This is a genomic window from Capilliphycus salinus ALCB114379 (assembly GCF_047276495.1).
GTDB lineage: Bacteria > Cyanobacteriota > Cyanobacteriia > Cyanobacteriales > Microcoleaceae > Capilliphycus > Capilliphycus salinus.
This window is the reverse complement of record NZ_CP178543.1, coordinates 7,448,592-7,469,292: the sequence shown is the minus strand read 5'-3', so window position 1 is coordinate 7,469,292 and position 20,701 is coordinate 7,448,592. Positions and strand designations below refer to the sequence as shown.

General features: G+C 44.8%; 14 protein-coding genes. 7 read left to right on the top strand and 7 right to left on the bottom strand.

The features are described 5' to 3' along the window. Positions 1 to 68 precede the first annotated feature (68 nt). The 3 genes from ACL6C3_RS30355 to rsmH form a co-directional block, all read right to left on the bottom strand. Positions 69 to 515 (bottom strand): ATP-binding protein, encoded by a 447-nt coding sequence (locus ACL6C3_RS30355; protein ID WP_413163850.1) that lies wholly within the window; start codon positions 513 to 515, stop codon positions 69 to 71. After that, entirely contained in the window at positions 505 to 2,196 is a 1,692-nt protein-coding gene (locus tag ACL6C3_RS30350; RefSeq protein WP_413163848.1) for a SpoIIE family protein phosphatase, read from the bottom strand. The genes ACL6C3_RS30355 and ACL6C3_RS30350 overlap by 11 nt, the downstream gene beginning before the upstream one ends. A gap of 115 nt (positions 2,197 to 2,311) precedes the next feature. After that, the gene (gene rsmH, locus ACL6C3_RS30345) at positions 2,312 to 3,217 is read right to left on the bottom strand and encodes a 16S rRNA (cytosine(1402)-N(4))-methyltransferase RsmH (protein ID WP_413163847.1); all 906 of its coding nucleotides are present in this window, start codon (positions 3,215 to 3,217) and stop codon (positions 2,312 to 2,314) included. Positions 3,218 to 3,661: 444 nt separating this feature from the next. On the opposite strand from rsmH, the gene ACL6C3_RS30340 reads away from it, so the two are divergent. The 4 genes from ACL6C3_RS30340 to ACL6C3_RS30325 all read left to right on the top strand — a co-directional run bounded on the left by ACL6C3_RS30340 (position 3,662) and on the right by ACL6C3_RS30325 (position 7,351). Then, positions 3,662 to 4,846 carry an NAD(P)H-quinone oxidoreductase subunit H gene (locus ACL6C3_RS30340; RefSeq protein ID WP_413163846.1) on the top strand — a complete coding sequence of 395 codons (1,185 nt, stop codon included), beginning with the start codon at positions 3,662 to 3,664 and terminating at the stop codon, positions 4,844 to 4,846. 460 nt (positions 4,847 to 5,306) lie between these two features. Beyond that, complete coding sequence (locus ACL6C3_RS30335) at positions 5,307 to 5,558, top strand: hypothetical protein (protein WP_413163844.1); 252 nt, start codon at positions 5,307 to 5,309, stop codon at positions 5,556 to 5,558. Between the two features lie 17 nt (positions 5,559 to 5,575). After that, the gene (locus tag ACL6C3_RS30330; protein WP_413163843.1) at positions 5,576 to 6,028 is read left to right on the top strand and encodes an HNH endonuclease; all 453 of its coding nucleotides are present in this window, start codon (positions 5,576 to 5,578) and stop codon (positions 6,026 to 6,028) included. Between the two features lie 282 nt (positions 6,029 to 6,310). Continuing rightward, positions 6,311 to 7,351 (top strand): catalase family protein, encoded by a 1,041-nt coding sequence (locus tag ACL6C3_RS30325; RefSeq protein ID WP_413163842.1) that lies wholly within the window; start codon positions 6,311 to 6,313, stop codon positions 7,349 to 7,351. An 83-nt stretch (positions 7,352 to 7,434) separates the two neighbouring features. Here ACL6C3_RS30325 and ACL6C3_RS30320 read toward each other — a convergent pair whose 3' ends face one another. Beyond that, positions 7,435 to 9,375, bottom strand: a complete 1,941-nt coding sequence (locus tag ACL6C3_RS30320; protein ID WP_413163841.1) for a lipoxygenase family protein — start codon at positions 9,373 to 9,375, stop codon at positions 7,435 to 7,437. Between the two features lie 515 nt (positions 9,376 to 9,890). On the opposite strand from ACL6C3_RS30320, the gene purL reads away from it, so the two are divergent. Next, positions 9,891 to 12,302, top strand: a complete 2,412-nt coding sequence (gene purL / locus ACL6C3_RS30315) for a phosphoribosylformylglycinamidine synthase subunit PurL (RefSeq protein ID WP_413163840.1) — start codon at positions 9,891 to 9,893, stop codon at positions 12,300 to 12,302. Positions 12,303 to 12,553: 251 nt separating this feature from the next. Here the strand turns inward: purL and ACL6C3_RS30310 are convergent, their stop codons facing one another. The 3 genes from ACL6C3_RS30310 to ACL6C3_RS30300 all read right to left on the bottom strand — a co-directional run bounded on the left by ACL6C3_RS30310 (position 12,554) and on the right by ACL6C3_RS30300 (position 15,334). After that, entirely contained in the window at positions 12,554 to 12,946 is a 393-nt protein-coding gene (locus tag ACL6C3_RS30310) for an after-VIT domain-containing protein (RefSeq protein WP_413163838.1), read from the bottom strand. Further along, entirely contained in the window at positions 12,924 to 14,831 is a 1,908-nt protein-coding gene (locus ACL6C3_RS30305; protein ID WP_413163837.1) for a VIT domain-containing protein, read from the bottom strand. Before ACL6C3_RS30305 ends, ACL6C3_RS30310 begins: the two co-directional genes overlap by 23 nt. A gap of 122 nt (positions 14,832 to 14,953) precedes the next feature. Further along, complete coding sequence (locus ACL6C3_RS30300) at positions 14,954 to 15,334, bottom strand: after-VIT domain-containing protein (RefSeq protein WP_413163836.1); 381 nt, start codon at positions 15,332 to 15,334, stop codon at positions 14,954 to 14,956. A gap of 323 nt (positions 15,335 to 15,657) precedes the next feature. Here ACL6C3_RS30300 and ACL6C3_RS30295 point away from each other — a divergent pair, with 323 nt between their 5' ends. Together ACL6C3_RS30295 and ACL6C3_RS30290 are read left to right on the top strand one after the other, a co-directional pair. Next, complete coding sequence (locus ACL6C3_RS30295) at positions 15,658 to 19,917, top strand: UvrD-helicase domain-containing protein (RefSeq protein ID WP_413163835.1); 4,260 nt, start codon at positions 15,658 to 15,660, stop codon at positions 19,915 to 19,917. Between the two features lie 108 nt (positions 19,918 to 20,025). Beyond that, on the top strand, positions 20,026 to 20,388 hold the full coding sequence (locus ACL6C3_RS30290; protein WP_413163833.1) for a rhodanese-like domain-containing protein: 363 nt from the start codon (positions 20,026 to 20,028) through the stop codon (positions 20,386 to 20,388). Positions 20,389 to 20,701: the final 313 nt, after the last annotated feature.

Sequence of the window (20,701 nt, the reverse complement as noted above, 5' to 3'; positions counted from 1 at the left end):
TTGTTAACTTTTGTTAAGAAAATGACAGCATAACGGTTTAGGGTTTCGTCAGAAAAGCCGATCCATCTTCAAGCTTGGAGAGGTTTAGACTCATCGGATTTTTCTCCGAGACTGACTTCTAAACGCAAACGGTTTTGACCATCAATCTGCAAACAGTAGTCAACTCGATCCATCAGCCGATTCATAATTAACCAACCATAACCGCTTTCTTGTCGGTCTTCCGGGTTAGGAGGGGTGTATTCTTCCATTTCATAACCCGTCCCCGAATCCCAAACTTCCAGGGCGATATCGCGCTCCTGCAATTCCAGACGGATAATAATCGGCAGATCGGGCTGATCTTTGTGAGCATGACGAATCACGTTAGAGTAGGCTTCAGCCAGGACCAACCGAAAGCGATTGGATTGACGGGGCCAATCAACATGATTACCCAACTCCACCTCCAAACTACTCAACAGCCAATTTTCGACGACCGTTAAAAATCGAATATCACTCGGCACATGAAGTTCAGTTTTCATCGGTGAATAAGACCTCCAGCGCCAGTATAGTTTGGTCATCTTCCTGAATCGAATTGGATTCCCGCACAGATGCCAGTAAATCCTCCAAATTCAAAGATCCCTTTTGCTCCATGATCAACTTCCATAATCCATCTTGATGAAGCATAGTTCGGGTTGGACTTTCATCACTACCCGGTTGAACAACCGTCGCTTCTGTAATCCCATCACTGGTGAGTAGAAACACATCTCCAGCAGACAGTTTCAAATTTCCAATTTTACCTCGCCAAGCCGGGAGAATCCCCAAAGGAATACCTCGGGCTTTGAGAAAATTGGGTTCTACCCCAATGGCCGAATCAGCATCGCTCTGTTGTTCGAGCAGCATTTTCTGAGACCAAACGAGCGGATAAATATGTCCGGCATTCGCATAAATTAACTCTCCAGTCGTGGGAGTATAACGAGCCAAAACCATTGTAATAAAATGATTATTGCTAATGAGATCGTCGGCCAAAATCCGATTAAGATTGTGCATCACCTGTTCCGGGTCCGGGGAGATTTCTTGAGACAGTTCACGACGAATCACCGACATGGCGCTCGCCATAAACAAAGCCGCAGGAACCCCTTTACCAGACACATCTCCTAAAGCCACCCAAACATCACCCTGAGAATGAACGTAAACCTCAAAAAAATCGCCTCCCACTTCTCGCGCCGGATAACAACAGGCCTGCACCTTAACGCTTTGTAAATCCGGCCAACTTTGTCGGAGTAAATTCCCTTGAATTTGACGGGCTACTTCCAGTTCCGAGCGCATCTGTTCGGCTAGTTGCACAGTCCGCTGATACAACCTCGCTTGAGACAACGCCAAAGCCGCCTGTTCGCTGACGAGTTCCAACAGTTTAATCTCATCATCCGACCAAGCATCGGCATCTGTATGCTGACACAAAGCCAACACCGCCAACAGATTAAACTGATAGCTCAGAGGAATAATAATCTGAATCAGATCATTTTCATCACGAGTTTGCAAAATTTTAGTTTCACGAGTTTCGATCACCGCCTGCATTAACGACTCACTCTCAGATACCCACTCTTGACACTCGACCTCTGTTGGTTTATGGGAAAACACTTCGGTCGCCAGATGTCCATCCTCAACCGCTCGAATGTAACAGGCTTTGGCCTGAAACGTTTCTCCGATGGTTTGAACAATCGTTTGCAGCATACTCGAATAGTCCAGCGACTCTCGCAGAGCGCTCATTACATCATTGTAAAGAGACTCTCGACGCAGGGCGCGACGTAGCGAAAGGGTACGTTGTTTTGAGAACTTATAGGTTTCTGAGGCTTGCTGAACCACCGATTTGAGCGCTTCGGGACCCCAAGGCTTGGTGATATACTTAAACACCTGACCGGAGTTGATCGCTTCGACCAAATCTTCAACATCCGTATATCCCGTTAACAAAATCCGAATGGTATCCGGAAAACGTTCAACCGTCTGACTTAAAAACTCGGTACCGTTCATTTCCGGCATTCGTTGATCTGAGATAATAATCGCCATCTCCCCCTCTTGCTGGAGAATTTCCAAAGCTTTCAGGGCGCTATCTGCTTTATAAACTCTAAACTCACGCCGAAACGTCCGGTACAACAAATCCAAGTTATCGGGTTCGTCATCAACTACCATTAGTTTCAGCTTGGATTGTTCTCCCCGACTCATGCGATTGGTTACTCCCAAATCAATGAATTAGCTCTGTACATCTTTTGCCGTTTTCTAGACACTTGCTTATCAATAAGATTAATATTGCTCAATCCAAATAGAATTTACGGGTGAGTCATGCGATCGTTATACGTTCGGCCAGTCTGAGTTTAGCAGATCGAGCGCGAGGATTATCAGCAATTTCGTCGGCTTGCGCTTGAATGGGCTTTTTGGTTAACACCTGCAAACCCGAATCACTTTTAAAACTTTGTTTAACTCGCCGATCTTCTAAACTGTGAAAACTAATCACTCCAATTCTACCCCCCAATTTTAACCATTGGGGCGAACGAGATAAAAACGTTTCCAAAGCTGTTAATTCTTGGTTAACAGCAATTCTGAGGGCCTGAAACACCCGAGTCGCCGGATGAATGCGACCATAACGAGATTTAGGAGGGTAACAAGAGGCGACGACATCAGCCAGTTGAGTGGTTGTCTCAAACGGACGCCGTTGGACAAGGCGCCGAGCAATGCGACGGGATAATCGTTCTTCGCCGTAATCAAAAAAGATATCGGCTAATTCCACTTCATCCCAACTATTAATAATATCAGCAGCGCTCAACGATTGTTGCTGATTCATTCGCATATCCAACGGGGCGCTGTGGCGAAAACTAAATCCCCGGGTTGGCGTATCGAGTTGATAGGAATTGACGCCTAAATCCGCGATAATTCCATCAAACTCCACGCTTTGGGGTTGATAGTCGGCAAAATTTCCCCGCCAAAATTCAAGGCGATCGGCAAAACTCGGTTCAATTTCTGTTAATCTAGCTTTGGCGACGGCGATCGCCTCCTCATCTTGATCAATCGCCGTCAAACGCACATCCGGCGCCGCCTGTAAAATCAAAAGACTGTGACCCCCACCGCCAACCGTCGCATCCAAATAGTGACCCCCCGCCACCACAGACAACCCCGCAATTAATTCTCGACTCAGTACGGGAACATGAACAAAATTAGCCGTTAATTCCGTTAAATTCAACTCGGGCATAGAAAATTAGGAGTTAGGTGTTGGAAATTGGTGTAGGGGGCGGGTTCTGTCAAGATGTATCTCTCTCATCAATTACCGATCTAAACCCGCCTTGAACCCCGAAACGGGTGACTGTGGAAACCTATATTTTACCCTAGCCCACCCCAACCCTGAGAAATGGGAAAGGGCGGGTTTATTAATGTTATTGGTTAGAATTCTAGCTTGATTGAGAACCCGCCCCTACCTGAACACCGGGGCGTTTATATCGATTGTTTCTGGGAAGACAGAGATTGAGCGCCGAGGCCCGCCCCTACATCACTGGTCAGGTGTTAACTGGTGACTGTGAACTGTAAAAAGTCCTTATAATGACAAGGAAGACAAAACCAAAATCAACAAACGCTATACATTTGTTGTATTGCTTACTTTTACAATACCAGAAACATTGAACTTGAGAGGCAAACACCGATGAGTCGAATAGAAACCCGCACCGAACCGATGGTCATCAATATGGGGCCACACCACCCCTCAATGCACGGGGTACTGCGGTTAATTGTTACCCTCGACGGGGAAGACGTGGTAGACTGCGAACCCGTTATCGGCTATTTGCATCGGGGAATGGAAAAAATCGCCGAAAGCCGCACCAATATTATGTATGTTCCCTACGTTAGCCGTTGGGACTACGCGGCGGGAATGTTCAACGAAGCGGTTGTCGTCAACGCACCCGAGAAACTCGCCGATATTGAAGTTCCCAAACGGGCGAGTTATATTCGCGTCATCATGTTGGAGTTGAACCGCATCGCCAACCACCTGCTATGGCTTGGCCCGTTCCTCGCCGATGTTGGCGCCCAAACACCCTTTTTCTACATTTTCCGCGAACGGGAAATGATTTACGACCTCTGGGAAGCTGCAACCGGTTATCGGTTAGTTAATAACAACTATTTCCGCATCGGTGGCGTTGCGGCTGACTTACCCTATGGTTGGGTGGATAAATGTCGGGATTTTTGCGATTATTTTATCCCAAAAGTTGATGAGTACGAACGTCTAATTACCAATAATCCCATTTTCCGGCGTCGGATTGAAGGGTTGGGGACCATTACTCGCGAACAGGCCCTCAATTGGGGTTTATCCGGTCCGATGTTGCGGGCGTCCGGCGTTAAGTGGGATTTGCGGAAGGTTGACCATTACGAATGTTACGATGATTTTGACTGGGAGGTTCATTGGGAAACCGCAGGCGACTGTATGGCCCGGTATTTGGTCCGAATTCGGGAAATGCGCGAATCGGTTAAAATTCTTTATCAAGCCCTAGATGGACTCCCTGGCGGCCCCTACGAGAACCTGGAAGCGAAACGGATGATGGAAGGGCCGAAGTCGGAATGGAACGATTTTGAGTATCAGTTTATTGGGAAGAAAATTGCCCCCACGTTTAAGATTCCCTCCGGTGAACATTATGTTCGCGTTGAAAGCGGTAAAGGTGAACTGGGAATTTATATCGTTGGCGATGATAATGTTTTCCCCTGGCGCTTCAAAATTCGGGCGGCTGATTTCTGCAATTTACAAATTTTCCCCGACATCGTAAAAGGTACAAAAGTGGCTGATATCGTTGCGATTTTGGGAAGTATCGATATCATTATGGGTTCGGTAGATCGGTAAGTTATCGAGTTTTTTCATTGACCAGATGGGGGCTTTTTGCCCCTATTTTTGTTGTAATCCGAGTAACGCTGATGATTGATTTACGCGAAGATTTCGTCAAGTTCTAAATCATTTTGCCAAATTCCGATAAGTTCTTTTAATTTTTTGTATTTTAACAATGAGTTTTTTGGGCTACAAAGATACATTATCCTAATCCCATTTATTTTATATTTTCAAGCCACAAAGTAGGGGCGCATGGCAATGCGCCCAGACGGTAAATTTGGGATTTTTTAATTTTATTGAGTCAACTGTTCCCCAAATATCGGTAAAATCAATCTGCTGTAATGCGATCGCATAGAGTTTATGATTGGTTCAAACTTCAATTTCAACGAATTAGAAGCCCTGACCGAAGCCGAGTTAGCAGGCGCAACTCAACAACCAATGTTATAATTAATTTTTCCAGATTATTTCAGATCTGACTATGAGTAAGCCGATCGCAATTTCTGACGCTTCTGAAGAAATGATCGATTTGATCGCATCGGGAGCAACACCTCAACAAATCATATCCTTTCAAGCTTCACAAGCAGTTAAAGAAAGGGTTGTAGACTTAATTGAACGAGAAAAAACGACGGGATTATCGATAGAAGAAAAGTCGGAATTAGATCGATTTTTGCAGTTGGAACATTTAATGCGGTTAATCAAAGCAAAAGCGTACCAATATATTAATCAATAGTAATAGCAATTTGAGAAATGTCGCGCCCCTATATTAGTGATAAACTTCGGGACAAAATAGCGAATCGTGCAGATTTATTGTGTGAATATTGCCTAATTTCTGAAGGCGATACGTTTTTAGGATGTCAAGTTGACCATATCATTAGCATTAAGCATGGAGGGGCAACAGAAGCGAATAATCTTGCATTTGCTTGTGTATATTGCAATCGGAATAAAGGAAGCGACCTGGGTTCTATTTCTCGGCAAACCGGTGAATTGGTGATATTTTTTAATCCAAGAACTGATAGATGGAACAATCATTTTCAACTTCAGGGGGCAAGAATTGAACCAATAACACCGATAGGAGAAGTCACAGCGAGAATTTTGGGATTTAATGAAGCAGACCGCATTTTAGAACGACAATTGTTAATCAATGAAGGTCGATATCCAACAGCCGGCGCTCGAAAAAGAATGAATCCCTCTCCAGCATAAAACAGCCCTATAATACTTTTTTTACTTTATAAAATAACACCCAAGAGAGAACGTCAGCAAGAACGCCCCTACGGGGAAATTTAGGATTTTTTAACTTTATTGGGTGAACTGTTGCCCAAATATCGGTAAAATAAATCTACTGTAATGCGATCGCCGTGAATTTAGGGAGTTTTTAACTGGATCGCCGTTATTGAAGCGTAAAGGATGAATAGGAGGCGGTTGCTGTCGTTGCAATGATAGCAAAGATAATCCGCCTAAACTTCAATTGATTCGGAGGAATTTATGCCGAGTTCAGCAAAACCTTTAGAAATTGGCCAAGAATATCCCGCCCCTGGTGAAGCAGAAGCGATCGCAAACATGACTGCTATTATAGAAGCGGGTCTGAAAACCGATCAAGAACCGGTTCGGCGGGGACAACACGCCAAGCATCACGGTTGTGTGAAAGCGGAATTTATTGTTGAGTCTAACTTACCGGAAAATCTCAGGGTTGGTGTTTTTAAAGAACCCGCGACTTTCCCGGCTTGGATTCGTTTTTCTAACGCTTCCGGGAATGCCGAACAGCCCGATACCAAAGGCGATGGTCGGGGAATGACGGTTAAACTGATGGGCGTGGAAGGGAAAAAGTTGTTGGATGATGAAAAGCACACCCAAGACTTTTTGATGATCAATCATCCGGTGTTTTTTATTCGCAATATCCCTGACTATGTGGATTTCTTTAATGTGATCAAACAATCTCCGGGGAAAGCACCGTTGAAGTTTTTCTTTCCGAGTCTAAATCCTTTTAAATGGCGGCTTACGGAATTTAAAATTATCCGGGCGATTCAAAGTAATAAAATAGTCAATCCGCTTCTCGTTCAATATTGGAGTACAACGCCCTATAAGTTGGGTTCCCAGGCGATGAAATATTCTGCAAAACCCACTTCTCCCGCCCCCGAAAATCCAACGATTCCCGAGTCTGAAAACTACCTTCGAGAGGCGATGGTTGAACATTTGAAAACCCAAGAAGTTCGCTTTGATTTTTTGGTACAGTTGCAAACCGATCCGGTGAAAATGCCCATCGAAGATCCGACTATTGAGTGGGATTCGCCTTTTATTAAAGTGGCTACCATTAAAATTCCACCCCAGACTTTTGACTCCGATGAACAGATGGAATTCTGCGAACATCTTTCTTACAATCCCTGGCACAGTTTGGAGGCTCATCAACCTTTGGGAGGAGCGAACCGCGCTCGAAATTTAGTCTATAAAACGATATCTGATCGACGGCGCGAACTCAATCAAGTCTCTCCCCAAGAACCCAACGGTCAAGAAACTTTTCCTCAGTAATTGTGCTAGGCCGGGTACTTTAAAATTGGTGTTCGGCTAGCACAACTACAAACTCAAACTGTTTGATAAATCCTTGGCGATCGCTAAATGTTGATACTATTGGGAATTTGGGAAGGAAGCAGGTAAGGATATTCTACGCCGTCGTCGGAAAGACGCCGCTGATTTCGAGTTTTAATTTCTTTCTCTATTTCCAACAGTTCGGCCTGGAAATTAGCAAGAATTTTGCGATCGCCGTCTTCGACAAATCCCATTAAATCGGAACGGCCCAGTTCTCCAAAAAATATTCCACTCAGAGCAAAAGTAATCTTCATCTGCTCTAAATCCTTTTCTGGAGAGGGTAGCATCTCCTCAATAGAAGCCTTAATATCGGGTCGGGCGTGGGCGGCAAAAGGAAAATTGGGTACATAGCCGGCGTAGTCAAACTGATTGAAGTTCACTGCGGCGTGTTGGGGGCCGGAGGTAAAGATAATTTGGGTGGCAATGTCGATCAACTGTTGCAGTGTGGTAATTTGAGCCGAAAAGCCGGGAACCCGGGGAAACTCCGGCAGGGACTCTATTTCTAAACCCACCATCGCCGCCACTTCCGAGGGCAACCAGCCGGGTTGTTCAGGAAATTCCGCTCTTTGACGAGTGCTTAACGGGGCGCCCAACTCCGCCGCCCACGCTTGCAGGTAACGGTCTTTCTGAACCGCTTGGTCATTGGAGTAGTATCGCTGTAAGTAAGCACTGACATATTTGGCGATGGCATTCCACAACAGTAGGGCGTCGTCGCGATAGGGAAACTCAGCCAGAAACTCCGAACTCATCTCCCGGTTGTTAATATCCTTGGGGAGGGCATAATCTGAGAAGGGCCGCTGACGATAAGCTTTGTTGATCAGATCTAACGATACTTGTCTCGTCGGCGCCATGAGATCATCAATCGCCGCACCCTCGCCCAAAAGAATACCATTGCCCCGAGTATTGATCGCCAATAAAAACCGAAAGTGGGGCTTGATCAGGCGATAGAAGGGGTGGTTGGATGGGAGTTGTCGGGAGGTGGCAATGGTAAAGGCTTCCATCGCCAGGTGGGTGTAACAGAGGTGATCGATCAGTTCGTGGTGGGTAATATCTGCCACCTGAAAATAGAGTTTGGCCCGCATCCATTCATCGGCATCTGCCGAAGTTGCGGGGGTAAAGATTTTGCCGCCCGGTTCCAACTGAATCAAAATTGGTTCCAGTTTCCGCCCGGTATTGTAAAATAATGCTTTGGGATTGGGAATATACCGATCAACTTGCAAATCTGCCGCCGTCAGTCTGTCTAAAAGGGGATAATCGGCGATAAACAGGCGATTGGCTGATGCCGCATTCACCAAATCCACCGATTCCCCATTAGCCAATTGATAGGATGGGGATGATGCCCAACTTTCTAGGACTGTTTTCTCGGGTTGTTGCAGGCGACGCAAGATCATCGGGTTCGGTCCGGCCAAGCGCTGACGGACAAATTCGCGATCGCTTAACCCCCCTTCTCGTTCGTGAATGAGGCTAACTTGGGGGCGGGAGCGTCCTTTCTTTTCCAGCACTTCGTAGAACTTCTGTCTTTGACGTTTGGCCTGTTCTGTCGGCGAAAGCTGAGATGAGGAATTTTCTCGCTGAACTTCTTCTGCGGCGTTAATAGCAGCCCTCAACGCTTCTGCCATTTCCTTACGGAGTTTAATAAAATCACTATTAAACTGTTCGTTAGGTGGTAGATTAAAATTCAACAATCCATCGTGTAAAAACTCTACATCTGCCAGAAAAGTCGTTAATGTAGACCAACCTTCTTCAAGTGCTGCCAAGCTTTTTTCTAACTGTTCTAAAATCATGCTGAACGGTTGGGAAACCTGACCCTTATTGGTCAAATTCAGGCGGAGTTCGGTTAAAATATAACGCAGAACTCCATCTTCTCCGGCATGGGGAAATATGCGTGCCGGCCCGCCCGTCTTCAAACTGTCCGGGTTGTAGCGATATTGACCTTGTTGCTCACTGCAATCTAAATTTAAAACCATAAATTGATCCAAAAAACTTGATGGGTTGTGATGCCGATCTAGCAGACCTAAATCAGTTCTATCATAGGATTTAGTAACTTTCGCTCACCATCCTAGATTTATTATTAAAGTTCTGTTAATTTTGATGAATTTCAGGAAATCTAAAAAATCAGGAGTCGGACAAAATTAAAGTTAACTGTGAGTGCGGGCAAAAGGCAAGGTAAAACCCCAAAACAGGGTTTCTGTGAATAACAGGGTTTTTTAGACTTTTTTGGCTAAATTTCGGGAAAATGTGTTCAGTTTGTATCCGCCCATCAAAATAGTGATTTTATCGATAATGTTGACTTTGATTTAGAGTCGGTTATTCCCCTAAAAATCCATCATCCTAATCCAATTCATTTTATCTTTTTAAGCCGCAAAGTAGGGGCGCATGGCAATGCGCCCAGACGGGAAGTTTAGGGAATTTTTAACTTTATTGGCTCAACTGTTGCCCAAATGTCGGTAAAATAATTCTGCTGTGATGCGATCGCCGTGAAATGTCTACCTCCACCCCCTGCCCGTTTCCCCCCGAAGAAATTGCCGACGAAGGCATCAAACCCGACGAATACCAAGAAATCGTTAACCGCCTCGGACGCCACCCCAACAAGGCGGAATTAGGTATGTTTGGGGTAATGTGGAGCGAACACTGCTGCTACAAAAACTCCCGTCCCCTATTAAAACAGTTTCCCACCACAGGCGATCGCATTTTAGTCGGTCCCGGCGAAAATGCCGGCGTGGTAGACTTCGGAGACGGCCTACAACTGGCGTTTAAAATCGAATCCCACAACCACCCCTCGGCGGTTGAACCGTTCCAGGGCGCTGCGACCGGAGTCGGGGGAATTTTGCGAGATATTTTCACAATGGGGGCGCGTCCCATCGCCGTGTTGAACTCGCTGCGGTTCGGTTCCCTCGATGATAGCCGCACCCGAACCCTGTTTAACGGCGTGGTTTCGGGAATTGCCCACTACGGCAACTGTTTCGGTGTCCCGACTGTAGGAGGTGAGGTGTATTTTGACAAAGCATACGCCGGAAATCCCCTCGTAAACGCGATGGCGATCGGTTTGATGGAAACGTCGGAAATTGTCAAATCGGGGGCTTCTGGGGTCGGCAATCCCGTGCTGTACGTGGGTTCGACAACCGGACGGGATGGCATGGGTGGGGCCAGTTTTGCTAGTGCCGAACTGAGTGATGAGTCAATAGAAGACCGTCCGGCGGTCCAGGTTGGCGATCCGTTTTTAGAGAAATCTTTGGTTGAAGCCTGTTTGGAGGCGTTCAAAACCGGGGCGGTGGTGGCGGCCCAGGATATGGGGGCGGCGGGGATTACCTGTTCGACTGCGGAAATGGCGGCGAAAGGGGGCGTTGGAATTGAATTAGACTTAGATAAAATTCCGGTTCGGGAAACGGGAATGGTGCCTTACGAATATTTGTTATCTGAGTCTCAAGAACGGATGTTATTTGTAGGGGAAAAAGGGCGGGAACAGGAGTTAATTGATATTTTTCATCGTTGGGGACTGCAAGCGGTTGTGGCGGGAACGGTTATCGAAGAATCGATTGTCAGAATATTATTTAAAGGGGAAATTGCCGCAGAAATTCCGGCGACGGCTTTGGCGGATAACACGCCAATTTATCACCGGGAACTGTTAGCTGAACCTCCCGAATATGCCCGCAAAGCTTGGGAATGGACGGAGGATTTATTGCAGCCCTGCACGGTTTCGGGAATTAACGTTAAAAATACTTTTAAAACTTGGAATGAAATTTTACTCAAACTGTTAGATACGCCGAGTATAGCTTCTAAACGTTGGGTGTATCGACAATATGACCATCAAGTTCAAAATAACACGATTATTCTACCCGGAGGCGGAGATGCGGCGGTGGTTCGGTTGCGTCCGGTGAACTATTTTGAGAGTCAACTAACGGAGAATCAAACAATAGAAAATAAAACCCCGGTTGATTATATGCGGGGGGTTGCGGCTACGGTTGATTGTAATTCTCGTTACGTTTATTTGAATCCCTACGAAGGGGCGAAAGCGGTGGTTGCGGAGGCGGCGAGAAATTTAAGTTGTGTCGGTGCCGAACCGGTTGCTGTTACGGATAATTTGAATTTTGGCAGTCCCGAAAAACCTGTGGGATATTGGCAGTTAGCAGAAGCTTGTCGGGGTATTTCTGAGGCTTGTAAAGAGTTTTCAACACCCGTAACGGGGGGGAATGTTTCTCTGTATAATGAAACGTTGGATTCTCAGGGAAATCCTCAGGCTATTTATCCGACTCCTGTTATTGGAATGGTGGGGTTAGTTGATGATATTCGCCGGGTTTGTGGGTTGGCTTGGCAAAATGAAGGCGATATTATTTATCTGTTGGGATTGGGTCAGTTTGAAGCGGAAGAAACAGAAAAAGATGCTAGATTGGGTTTGGGCGCTTCGGAATATTTGGCTCAAATTCATCATATTGTTGCCGGAAAACCTCCCGAAGTTGATTATAATTTAGAACGGAAAGTTCAAGGGGTTTGTCGGGAAGGAATTCGTCAAAATTGGGTAAATTCCGCCCATGATTGTGCAGAGGGCGGATTAACCATTGCGTTGGCGGAATGTTGTATTAATGGGGAGAAAGGAGCGACGATTAATTTGGGAATAGATTCGCTTTTGCAGCGCCGTTGGGATAGGATTTTGTTTGCGGAAGGTGGGGCGAGAATTTTGGTTTCCGTTAGTTCTGAACAACAAACAAATTGGGAAAATTATCTTCGAGAACAGTTGGGGGAAAAGGGGGAATTTTGGCACAGTTTGGGGAAGGTTGAAGGAGGTTCGGCGCCGCTGAAAATTTTGGCGGGGGATGGGTTAACGTTGGTTGAAATGGGGGTTGTTGAAATGAAAGACTGTTATTTCAATGCCATTGAACGCCGGATGCACTCCTAAAAAAAGTTCGTTGTTGGGCTTCAGCCCCTATATTATATAGCGCTAAAGCGCACTCCTAAAAAAAGTTCGTTGTTGGGCTTCAGCCCCTATATTATATAGCGCTAAAGCGCAACTACAAACTAATCGCTTGTTGTTGGGCTTCAGCCCCTATATTATATAGCGCTAAAGCGCACTCCTAAAAAAAGTTCGTTGTTGGGCTTCAGCCCCTATATTATATGGTGCTAAAGCCCAACAACAGCGCAACTACGAACTTAGGAATTAATCCGCAATTTGATAACGATTTGTTCGCTGGCTGAACTCGGAACTTTCCAGGTTTGCAAGCGTTGACGAATTAGCTTTATTACCGCTTTGTCATTCAGGGTAGACGCTTTTTCATCAACTACAATTTGCTTAACACGTCCGTCTTTAACTTGCAGTTCAAACAACAATTCACCTTGAAACTCGCCCGAAATTTCTAAGGTTGCTAAGTGCTGTTTTAACAACTCAATTCCAACTTTATCTAATCCCGTAGTTTCTGTTATTTCAATTGCAGAAGAAAGACCGAATGAACGCTGCTCATAACTAATGCTTTCAGGTGCAAAACAACGCAATGAAAGCTCCGCAAATTCTAAATCATCGTCATCAATTGAAGAAGCCCGAGCCATTCGTCCTCGGGCTTCCATAGACCTTGAAACCGGGGGCATAAGCAGCTTTCGCCGGCATACTCAGATAACTAACACCTTCCGGTATTTCTAGGGGAACTTCAACAGAAATGTTCTGCTGGTTTGTGTCAACTCGAACGTCATCGCTAACCGCTACAAACGCCGTGTATTGCGATAACAATTGATAGGTTAAAGCGGTGTCTGTAACGGCTTCTACATTCGATTTTGTCTCGTAACTTAACATCTGATTCGTCAGGTGTTTAATGCGTTGGCGTCCCCACAATTGGGCGATGGCTACATTTCCCGAATTTGAGAAATCAATTAAAAAGGTTTGTTCGTAGGGGTTGCCATTGGCAATTTTTCCGGTAACTTTTAAATTACCCTCCGCAGAATCAACTTTTCGCCCGAACAATACCAAAGGCTGTTCGGCAAATAAATCGGGGGCAATTTCGGGGTAAATTTCCGGGGTTTCTCCGCTACCTTCCCACTGAATATTAATATCAGTTAAAACGGGGTTGTTAATTTGTCGGAAGAACTTTTCGGCGACTTCTTGAGTCGGTTCATCCTGACGAACAACCCGAGAAATTCCCCGACCGAGTTCGGCTATGCGGTTAATTAAAAACCGATTCACCGAACTTCCCACGCCAAAACTGTACAGGCGGTTTCCCGGTTTTAAGTTGTCTTGAACTTCAGATAAAACAGCGTTTTCGTTCCCAATATACCCATCGGTTAACAGCACAATACTCCGCAACCGCCCGGTAAGTTCGGGGAATTTTAACACTTCTAAAATCCCGTTCAGCAGTTCCGTTCCGCCGTTGGCTTGCAGTCGATTAACATAATGGATAGCTAGGTTGCGGTTTTCAGGAGTGTTGGCTAACGGCGTTTCTGAAAGTTTGCGGGTGGTATTGGAAAAATCCATAATGTTAAAGGTGTCATTTGGATTTAACCCGTTAATAAACCGCCGCATTAACTCTTGAGATTTACGCAACGGATCGCCCTGTTGCGAACCGGATGTATCCATCAAAAACAGAACATCTTTGGCGACAATTTCATCGGTTTTGTACTCGATGGCGGGAATGAAATACAAAGCAAAATGTCCGCCCCGTTCGTCGCTTTGGGTTAATACCGTTGCTTGGGTATTGTCTCCAGAAACTTGATAGCGGAGAATTAAATCTTTGTTGGGGATTGTGTCTTCGTTGTCAAGTTTAACGGTAACAATTTCTCCGCTTTCTGTGATATTAATTTGATGGGAAGTCGAACGAACTTGGGAAATGGGTAAACCCGCATTAATTTCAACAGTTACGCCGATATCTTGACCCGAACGGGTTCCGGGTGGAACGACGGGCGGGGTAATTTTAGAAGCGTCGGGAACTTGGTCTGTATCCCCGCTTTGATCGATTTTTTCACCGGGAATATAGCGGGGACCGACAACCATCGGAAAAACAAATTCATAATCCCCTTTTTCAAATTTTAGGCTGTCGGTATAGCGAATAATCACTTCAATTTCTTCGCCCGGTTTGATATTGGCTAAAGATTGGGTAAAGATATTATCTCGCTGCTGTTCAAGTAATCCTGCGGTTCGTCCTTGCTGTTTTGCGGTTTGATAAATTTGTTGGGCTTCTTCTCGTTTTTTGATATCGCCTTTGATAATGCGATCGCCAATTTTAATCTCCATTTGATCGACTGCGGCTTCATCCGGTAACGGAAAAGTGTAAACCGCTTCCATCGGTTGGGTTAGAGGGTTTTCAAAACTTTGTTTAACTTCAACCCGAGATAAGTTACCGGAAATTCGGGCGAAGACTTCGGTATGTTTGAGAGGAAAGGTTAAAGAAAGATTATCAGGAGATTTGGCGGTAATTCCACCGATAAGGGGTGAGGATGCTGTCACAGGAGTAGCCCTCCAAATTGCAATGATTTACAGCGTTTTGTTAGACTTCAAATTCAAATTTGGATTTTTCGGAAGTAAATGACCCTGGTTGAAATTAAGTTTTGTTAAGTTTCTCCGAGAGATTAGGAATTGATGTGAATTTTGAGCGTCAAGATGTTAAAGTCGCCAGGGGTAACTTGCCAATCTTTGAGGGAGTTTTGAATGATTTTGACGATGTTTTTTTTATTAAGGGTAGAAGCTTGTTCGTTCCAACTTACACGCCGAATCCGATCTTTTTTGACTTGCAATTCAAACACTAATTCACCGAGAAATCCAGCCGGAATTTCGAGTTGTTTTAAATGGGTTTTCAACGAGTCAATTCCTTCTGTATCCAATCCGGTAACATCAATGACCTCAAGCGGGCCAGTCATTGCGGAGTCGAAAGAATATTTCAGCAACCAATCTCTTGTCTTTGACCAATCTGCAAAGCAGACATCGGTGGCACTCATAAAAGATACGGGCATAAACAAAGACCTCATCTTCTTCAAGGCTGCTAACGGTAGTCATCGGGGGTCTGAAGGCATGATTGAGAACATGACATCAGAGCGCCCCTATTTCCACTATTCACAACCTATTCTGAGATATCAAGGTTAAATCGTTATTTTTAGTAAAGAAAGTCACGAATTCGAGTAAATTTTTGTTAAGTTTATCTCTGGGATACAGCCATCAATCCCCGATAACAGAAGCGTTGGCACGGTCCCGACGGTCAAAGCCGTTTGAAAACTGTCAACCCGATCTAGCACAATGACTAAATAGGGCATTGACTGGCGTTGGCCGAAGGACACTTATGTATATTTACACCACCCCTCGGTTTGATCAACAAGCGAGGCAACACGGCATTCAAAGTCAGGTGGCGGAACTTTTGGTTGCCATCAAGACTCAAGGGATTACTGCTGTAGAAGCGTTGTTTGAGCGCAATTATCCCTATTTAAAGCGACCCGTCCGCAATTTGCGACTGGTGGGGAAAATTCGGCGCGTAGACGGCGAGGAAGTGTTGTGTCTGCTGGATGTTTTTACCCGGGGCGGCAAAGAATACGAAGCCTTTTTGAGAAACCCCGAAGAATACGGCAAATTACACCTCGAACCTGCGGTTGATCCGCAACAATTGGCGATTAGTTTGAACGTTCAACGAGAAGAACAGCATTCGGTTATTCGCCGTCAAGCTTTACCGGAGAAATTATATCATCTCTGGCTAGAACGTCCGAGTTGGGCGAGAAATACGGCCGATACTATTATCTGTGAAAGTGAAGTTTGGGTCAATCAATTTAAGCAACGAGAGACTCAACTTCAATGGAAAACTTACCATGAAATTATAACAAATTTAGTCGGAGAAAGTGAGTTTAATAATGGCATTTGCCGGCAAGATACAAACTGGTTAAATGTTTATCTGTGTGGGAAACCGAGCGAACATCGTTATATTTTGTATAGTTCGGTGAAAACGGCCGATCTTCCCCATCGCAATGTTTTGTTTTTGTTGGCAACTTTCGATCGCGATCCGGCTGAAACTGAACTGGCGGATGTTGGTCAAGTGACTCATGTTTTTGACCCTAAAAATACCCAAACGCTGTTTTCTCAAAATGTCACCTTTGATGATTTATCTCGCTATACTCGCCGTTCCTATCCGGGTTATTTGATTTTAGATGCTGAGGTTTGGTTGGAACTCGAACAAGAAGCGGGAATTAATTTGGCGCTTTCGGTGGAAGAAGAAGAAATTCTCCACGAACTTTCTACCGCCGAAAATCATACCCATTCTTTACCGGTTTTTATTAACGGACGGGCGGGAAGTGGCAAGTCAACCATGTTGGTTTATTTGTTTGCCGATTATTGCGATCGCTATCAAAAATATTATCTCAAAAACCAACCAAAAAAAGAGCAAGATATTTTCAACCCGCTCTTTTTGACCTACAATGAAAAGTTACTGTCCAAAGCTCAAGAAGCGGTGGAAAAACTGCTCAACAATCATCATAAATACGTTCTCGATACCAATGGAAATCTAGAAGAAAGACCCGCAATAACCGATTGTTTTCAGTCGTTTCAACAATTTCTCCTCAACCAACTTCCGCCGGAACACAGCGTTCATTTTGACCCGGATAAATATATTTCTTTTTATGATTTTCGCCAACATTGCAGCCGCAGACACAGCCGTTATTCACCCGAGTTGTGCTGGCATATTATTCGCACGTTTATTAAAGGATATACCCTCACCGGTCAACAAGAAGGGTACATGACTCCCGAAGACTATGAAGAAGTTCCCAGACGGGAAAGAAGCATTTCTCCCGAGATTTTTAAAGCGATTTATCAACAAGTTTGGTCTTGGTATCATCAACTAACAACCCGAGAGGGATATTGGGACGATCAAGATTTAATTCGCAAGGTGTTAGAGTTACAATGTTTTGACTCGAAATATACGGCGATTTTTTGCGATGAAGCCCAAGATTTTACCAAGTTAGAATTGCGGTTAATTATGCAGTTATCCGCCTTTTCTCAGTGCGATTTATATCCTCCGGTTCACAGTTTACCCTTTGCATTTGCGGGCGATCCGTTTCAAACGTTAAACCCAACGGGGTTTCGGTGGGAAAGTGTAAAAGCGGCTTTTTTCGACCAAGTTATAGCGGTTCTCGATCCCAGTCATCAGTTAAATTTGAACATGACTTTTTATGAACTGGAGTCCAATTATCGCTCCAGTTTATCGATTGTTAAAGTGACGAATTTAATTCATTTGTGGAGACATCTTTTATTCCAAATTCAGGAACTCAAACCCCAAGCGGCTTGGCAACCTTACACCCACTCCCACGAACCGCAAAAGTTTATTTTTGGTCGGCGGGGATTTTCCCCAGAAGCCTTGAAACGCCACGTTGAAAAGTCTCCGATTTTTATCGTTCCTTGTGAAGCGGGGGGCGAACTTCAATATATTAAAAACGATGAATTTCTCGCCGGTTTATTTCCCCAAGTCAGCGAAGAAAATCCGCCCAAAAATGTTTTAAGTGCGATTCAAGCCAAGGGGTTAGAATTTCCCCTGGTTATATTATACAAGTTTGGCGAACAGTTTGCCCAAGAATTTAAACGGCCGATTTGGGATTATTTGGGGAATCAAGAAACTCACCCGTTAGAGTTAGAATACTTTTTTAATAAACTCTATGTTGCGGCGAGTCGGGGAATGTCCGATTTAATTGTAATTGATACCGAAGCCGGAGATCGTTTATTATGGCAATATGCGACATCAGATCCTACAAATCAACTCGACAGTTGGTTACAGCAACTCGAAAATAGAATCCTCTGGGAAAGTGCAATTGGGGGGTTGCGTTGGGGGGATAATTTAGGAGGTTTAGATCGGGATAACCGGGCGTCTCAGGCGAAAGAATTTGAAGAAAACGGACGCAGCCAAAAAGATGCAACTTCTCTGCGACGGGCCGAACAATTTTATCGGGAATTGGGGAATTTAGAACGGGCGGATTTATGTTTGGCTTGGGCGTTAAAATTTGAGAAAAAATTTAGCGATGCGGGAGATATTTTCTTACAGCGAGGAAAACAAAAAGAGGCTTGGAGTTGTTTTTGGGAAGGAACTTGCTGGCAGGCTTTGATGGACTGGTATCAACAATTTCCCGAACAAAAACCGATTGAACGTTCCATCGTTGAATTTATGGCGCAGACTCCAAAAACCCTCGCGACTCTGAAAAGGTTTACTCACTTTTTAGAAGAAAATTTGACGGGTAAATTATTGGTTGAAAATCGGTTGGTCAAACCCTGGAAAGTTGCCGTTCAAGAATACAGTCGTTTGATTCGCAATTTAATGCGAGAAAAACACATCGAAAAATCAGAATGGCAAAGATTGGGGGATGTTTTAGAAGGCTTAGACGAGGCGAAATATCACGGACTCTTAGAACTAGCCGGAGATTGTTTTTATCGCGCCCAAAATCTCAGACGGGCGGTGCGCTGCTGGCGGGAAAGTGGCGCAACAAACAAGCGAGAATATAATCTCGCCGAAGCGGAATTAATTGGATATCCCGAAGGTTTTCCCTACTTAGAAAAAGTCGGAGATTATCAACGAATTGTCAGGGAATGGGAGAAAGCCGGAAAACCCGGAAACCAACAGTGGTTAAAATATATTGACTGCATCGGACAAGCCTTAGAAAAACAGAACCGACAACAAGATTGGATTGAATATTTAATTAGAACAAAACGTTGGGTAGATGCCATCACCGCCCTTGAAAAATTACCCAAAGCTGATACAATTAAGTTTAGATTTGAACTGGTGCGACAGTTATCCCGTTCCAGTTTAACCCCCGAACAAGCCCGAGATTTTCGCAGTCGATATGTGAGTTTCATCGAAAAAGTCTTATCTCATTCCCAGTGGCGAGAAGAACTTTCTGTTGAAGAAATGGGCGTCGCTTTAGAACGAGTCGGAGAATTAGTCCCCACCCTGAGATTTTATGAAAAATTCGTCAATTCTGACCATCCCCATTTGAGTCAATTTGCTCGCAAACGATGGATAGCAACCAAGTTAAAACAACAGGATTATGCAAGCGTTGCCGAACCGAAAAGAGCCGCAGAAATTCGTCAAGAAATAGTGCGAAAAGCCTACGATTGGGTGATTATTCCGGCGGAAATTTCACCCGAACCGCCCCGTTTAGATGTTCAGCCAACAATACCGGGAATTTCCAGCAAAGATGAGGAAAAACTTACTTTTGCATCCGATTCTGACTTGGGGATTGTCGGATTACCACCGGGAACAAAAATTAGACTGATTAACAGTGAAATTAAAATTTACAGTTTCCAAATTGCTCATCTGGAGGTGAAACGAGTTCGACGGGAATTAAGTCTGTGGGTGCTGCTTCGAGATACGGTCACTTTATCGGAGTTACAAGTTACAATTGATCGAAAACGCAGTAGAATTAAACTCGGAGATGTGATGATTGATGCTTTTGATGGTCATCAACTTCGTTTTGGTAGTCCCGAGAGAGATTATAAAGGAACAGTGTTCTACAGCAGCGAACAACCGCGTATAGAATTGCAAATTCGAGGAATCGCTAACAAAATTTACCTCTAAAATAGAAATCATGGAACAATCTCAATTGCAATTGCAGTATTTTTCCCTACAATTGATGATGAGATTGGCAAAATAATTGTTTAGTTACCCCAAAGGTGGATTCTGCTCATGTCCGACTCATTTTCTTATCAATCCATCCCAGAAATTACAGTCGAAGAATTAGGACACCGCTTGCAAGCCGGTTCAGCCGAAAACTTACAACTGGTGGATGTTCGCGAACCGCAAGAGGTGGAAATTGCACAGGTTGAGGGTTTTATTAACCTCCCCTTGAGCGAATTTAGCCAATGGTCTGAGCAAATTCACACTCACTTCGATCACGAAAAAGAAACTTTGGTGATGTGTCATCATGGGATGCGATCGGCTCAAATGTGTCAGTGGTTGATGCGTCAGGGGTTCACCAACGTTAAAAATATTGCCGGCGGAATTGATGCCTATTCTATTGTCGTCGATCCCGATATTCCTCGCTATTGAGTCAGTCACCGCCGAACCCCTGTTGTAGGGGCGGGTTCCGCATCAATGTATCTTACTCAGAAATAACTTTGATAAACCCGCCCCCTTTCAGTCACCGCCGAACCCGTCACCTCCTCACCAGTTCTTAGGGAATAGGGAATAGGGGAAAATTCATATTCATAATTCATCACTCTTGAACTCTGGGGCGGGTTCATGTCAGTTATTGCTGGGAAACATAGATTTATGGAGAACCCGCCCCTACAGAGACTCCGGGGCGGGTTTACATGAGTTGTTGGCCAGACGTGATCAATCTAGACCGAGGAGCGCCCCTACA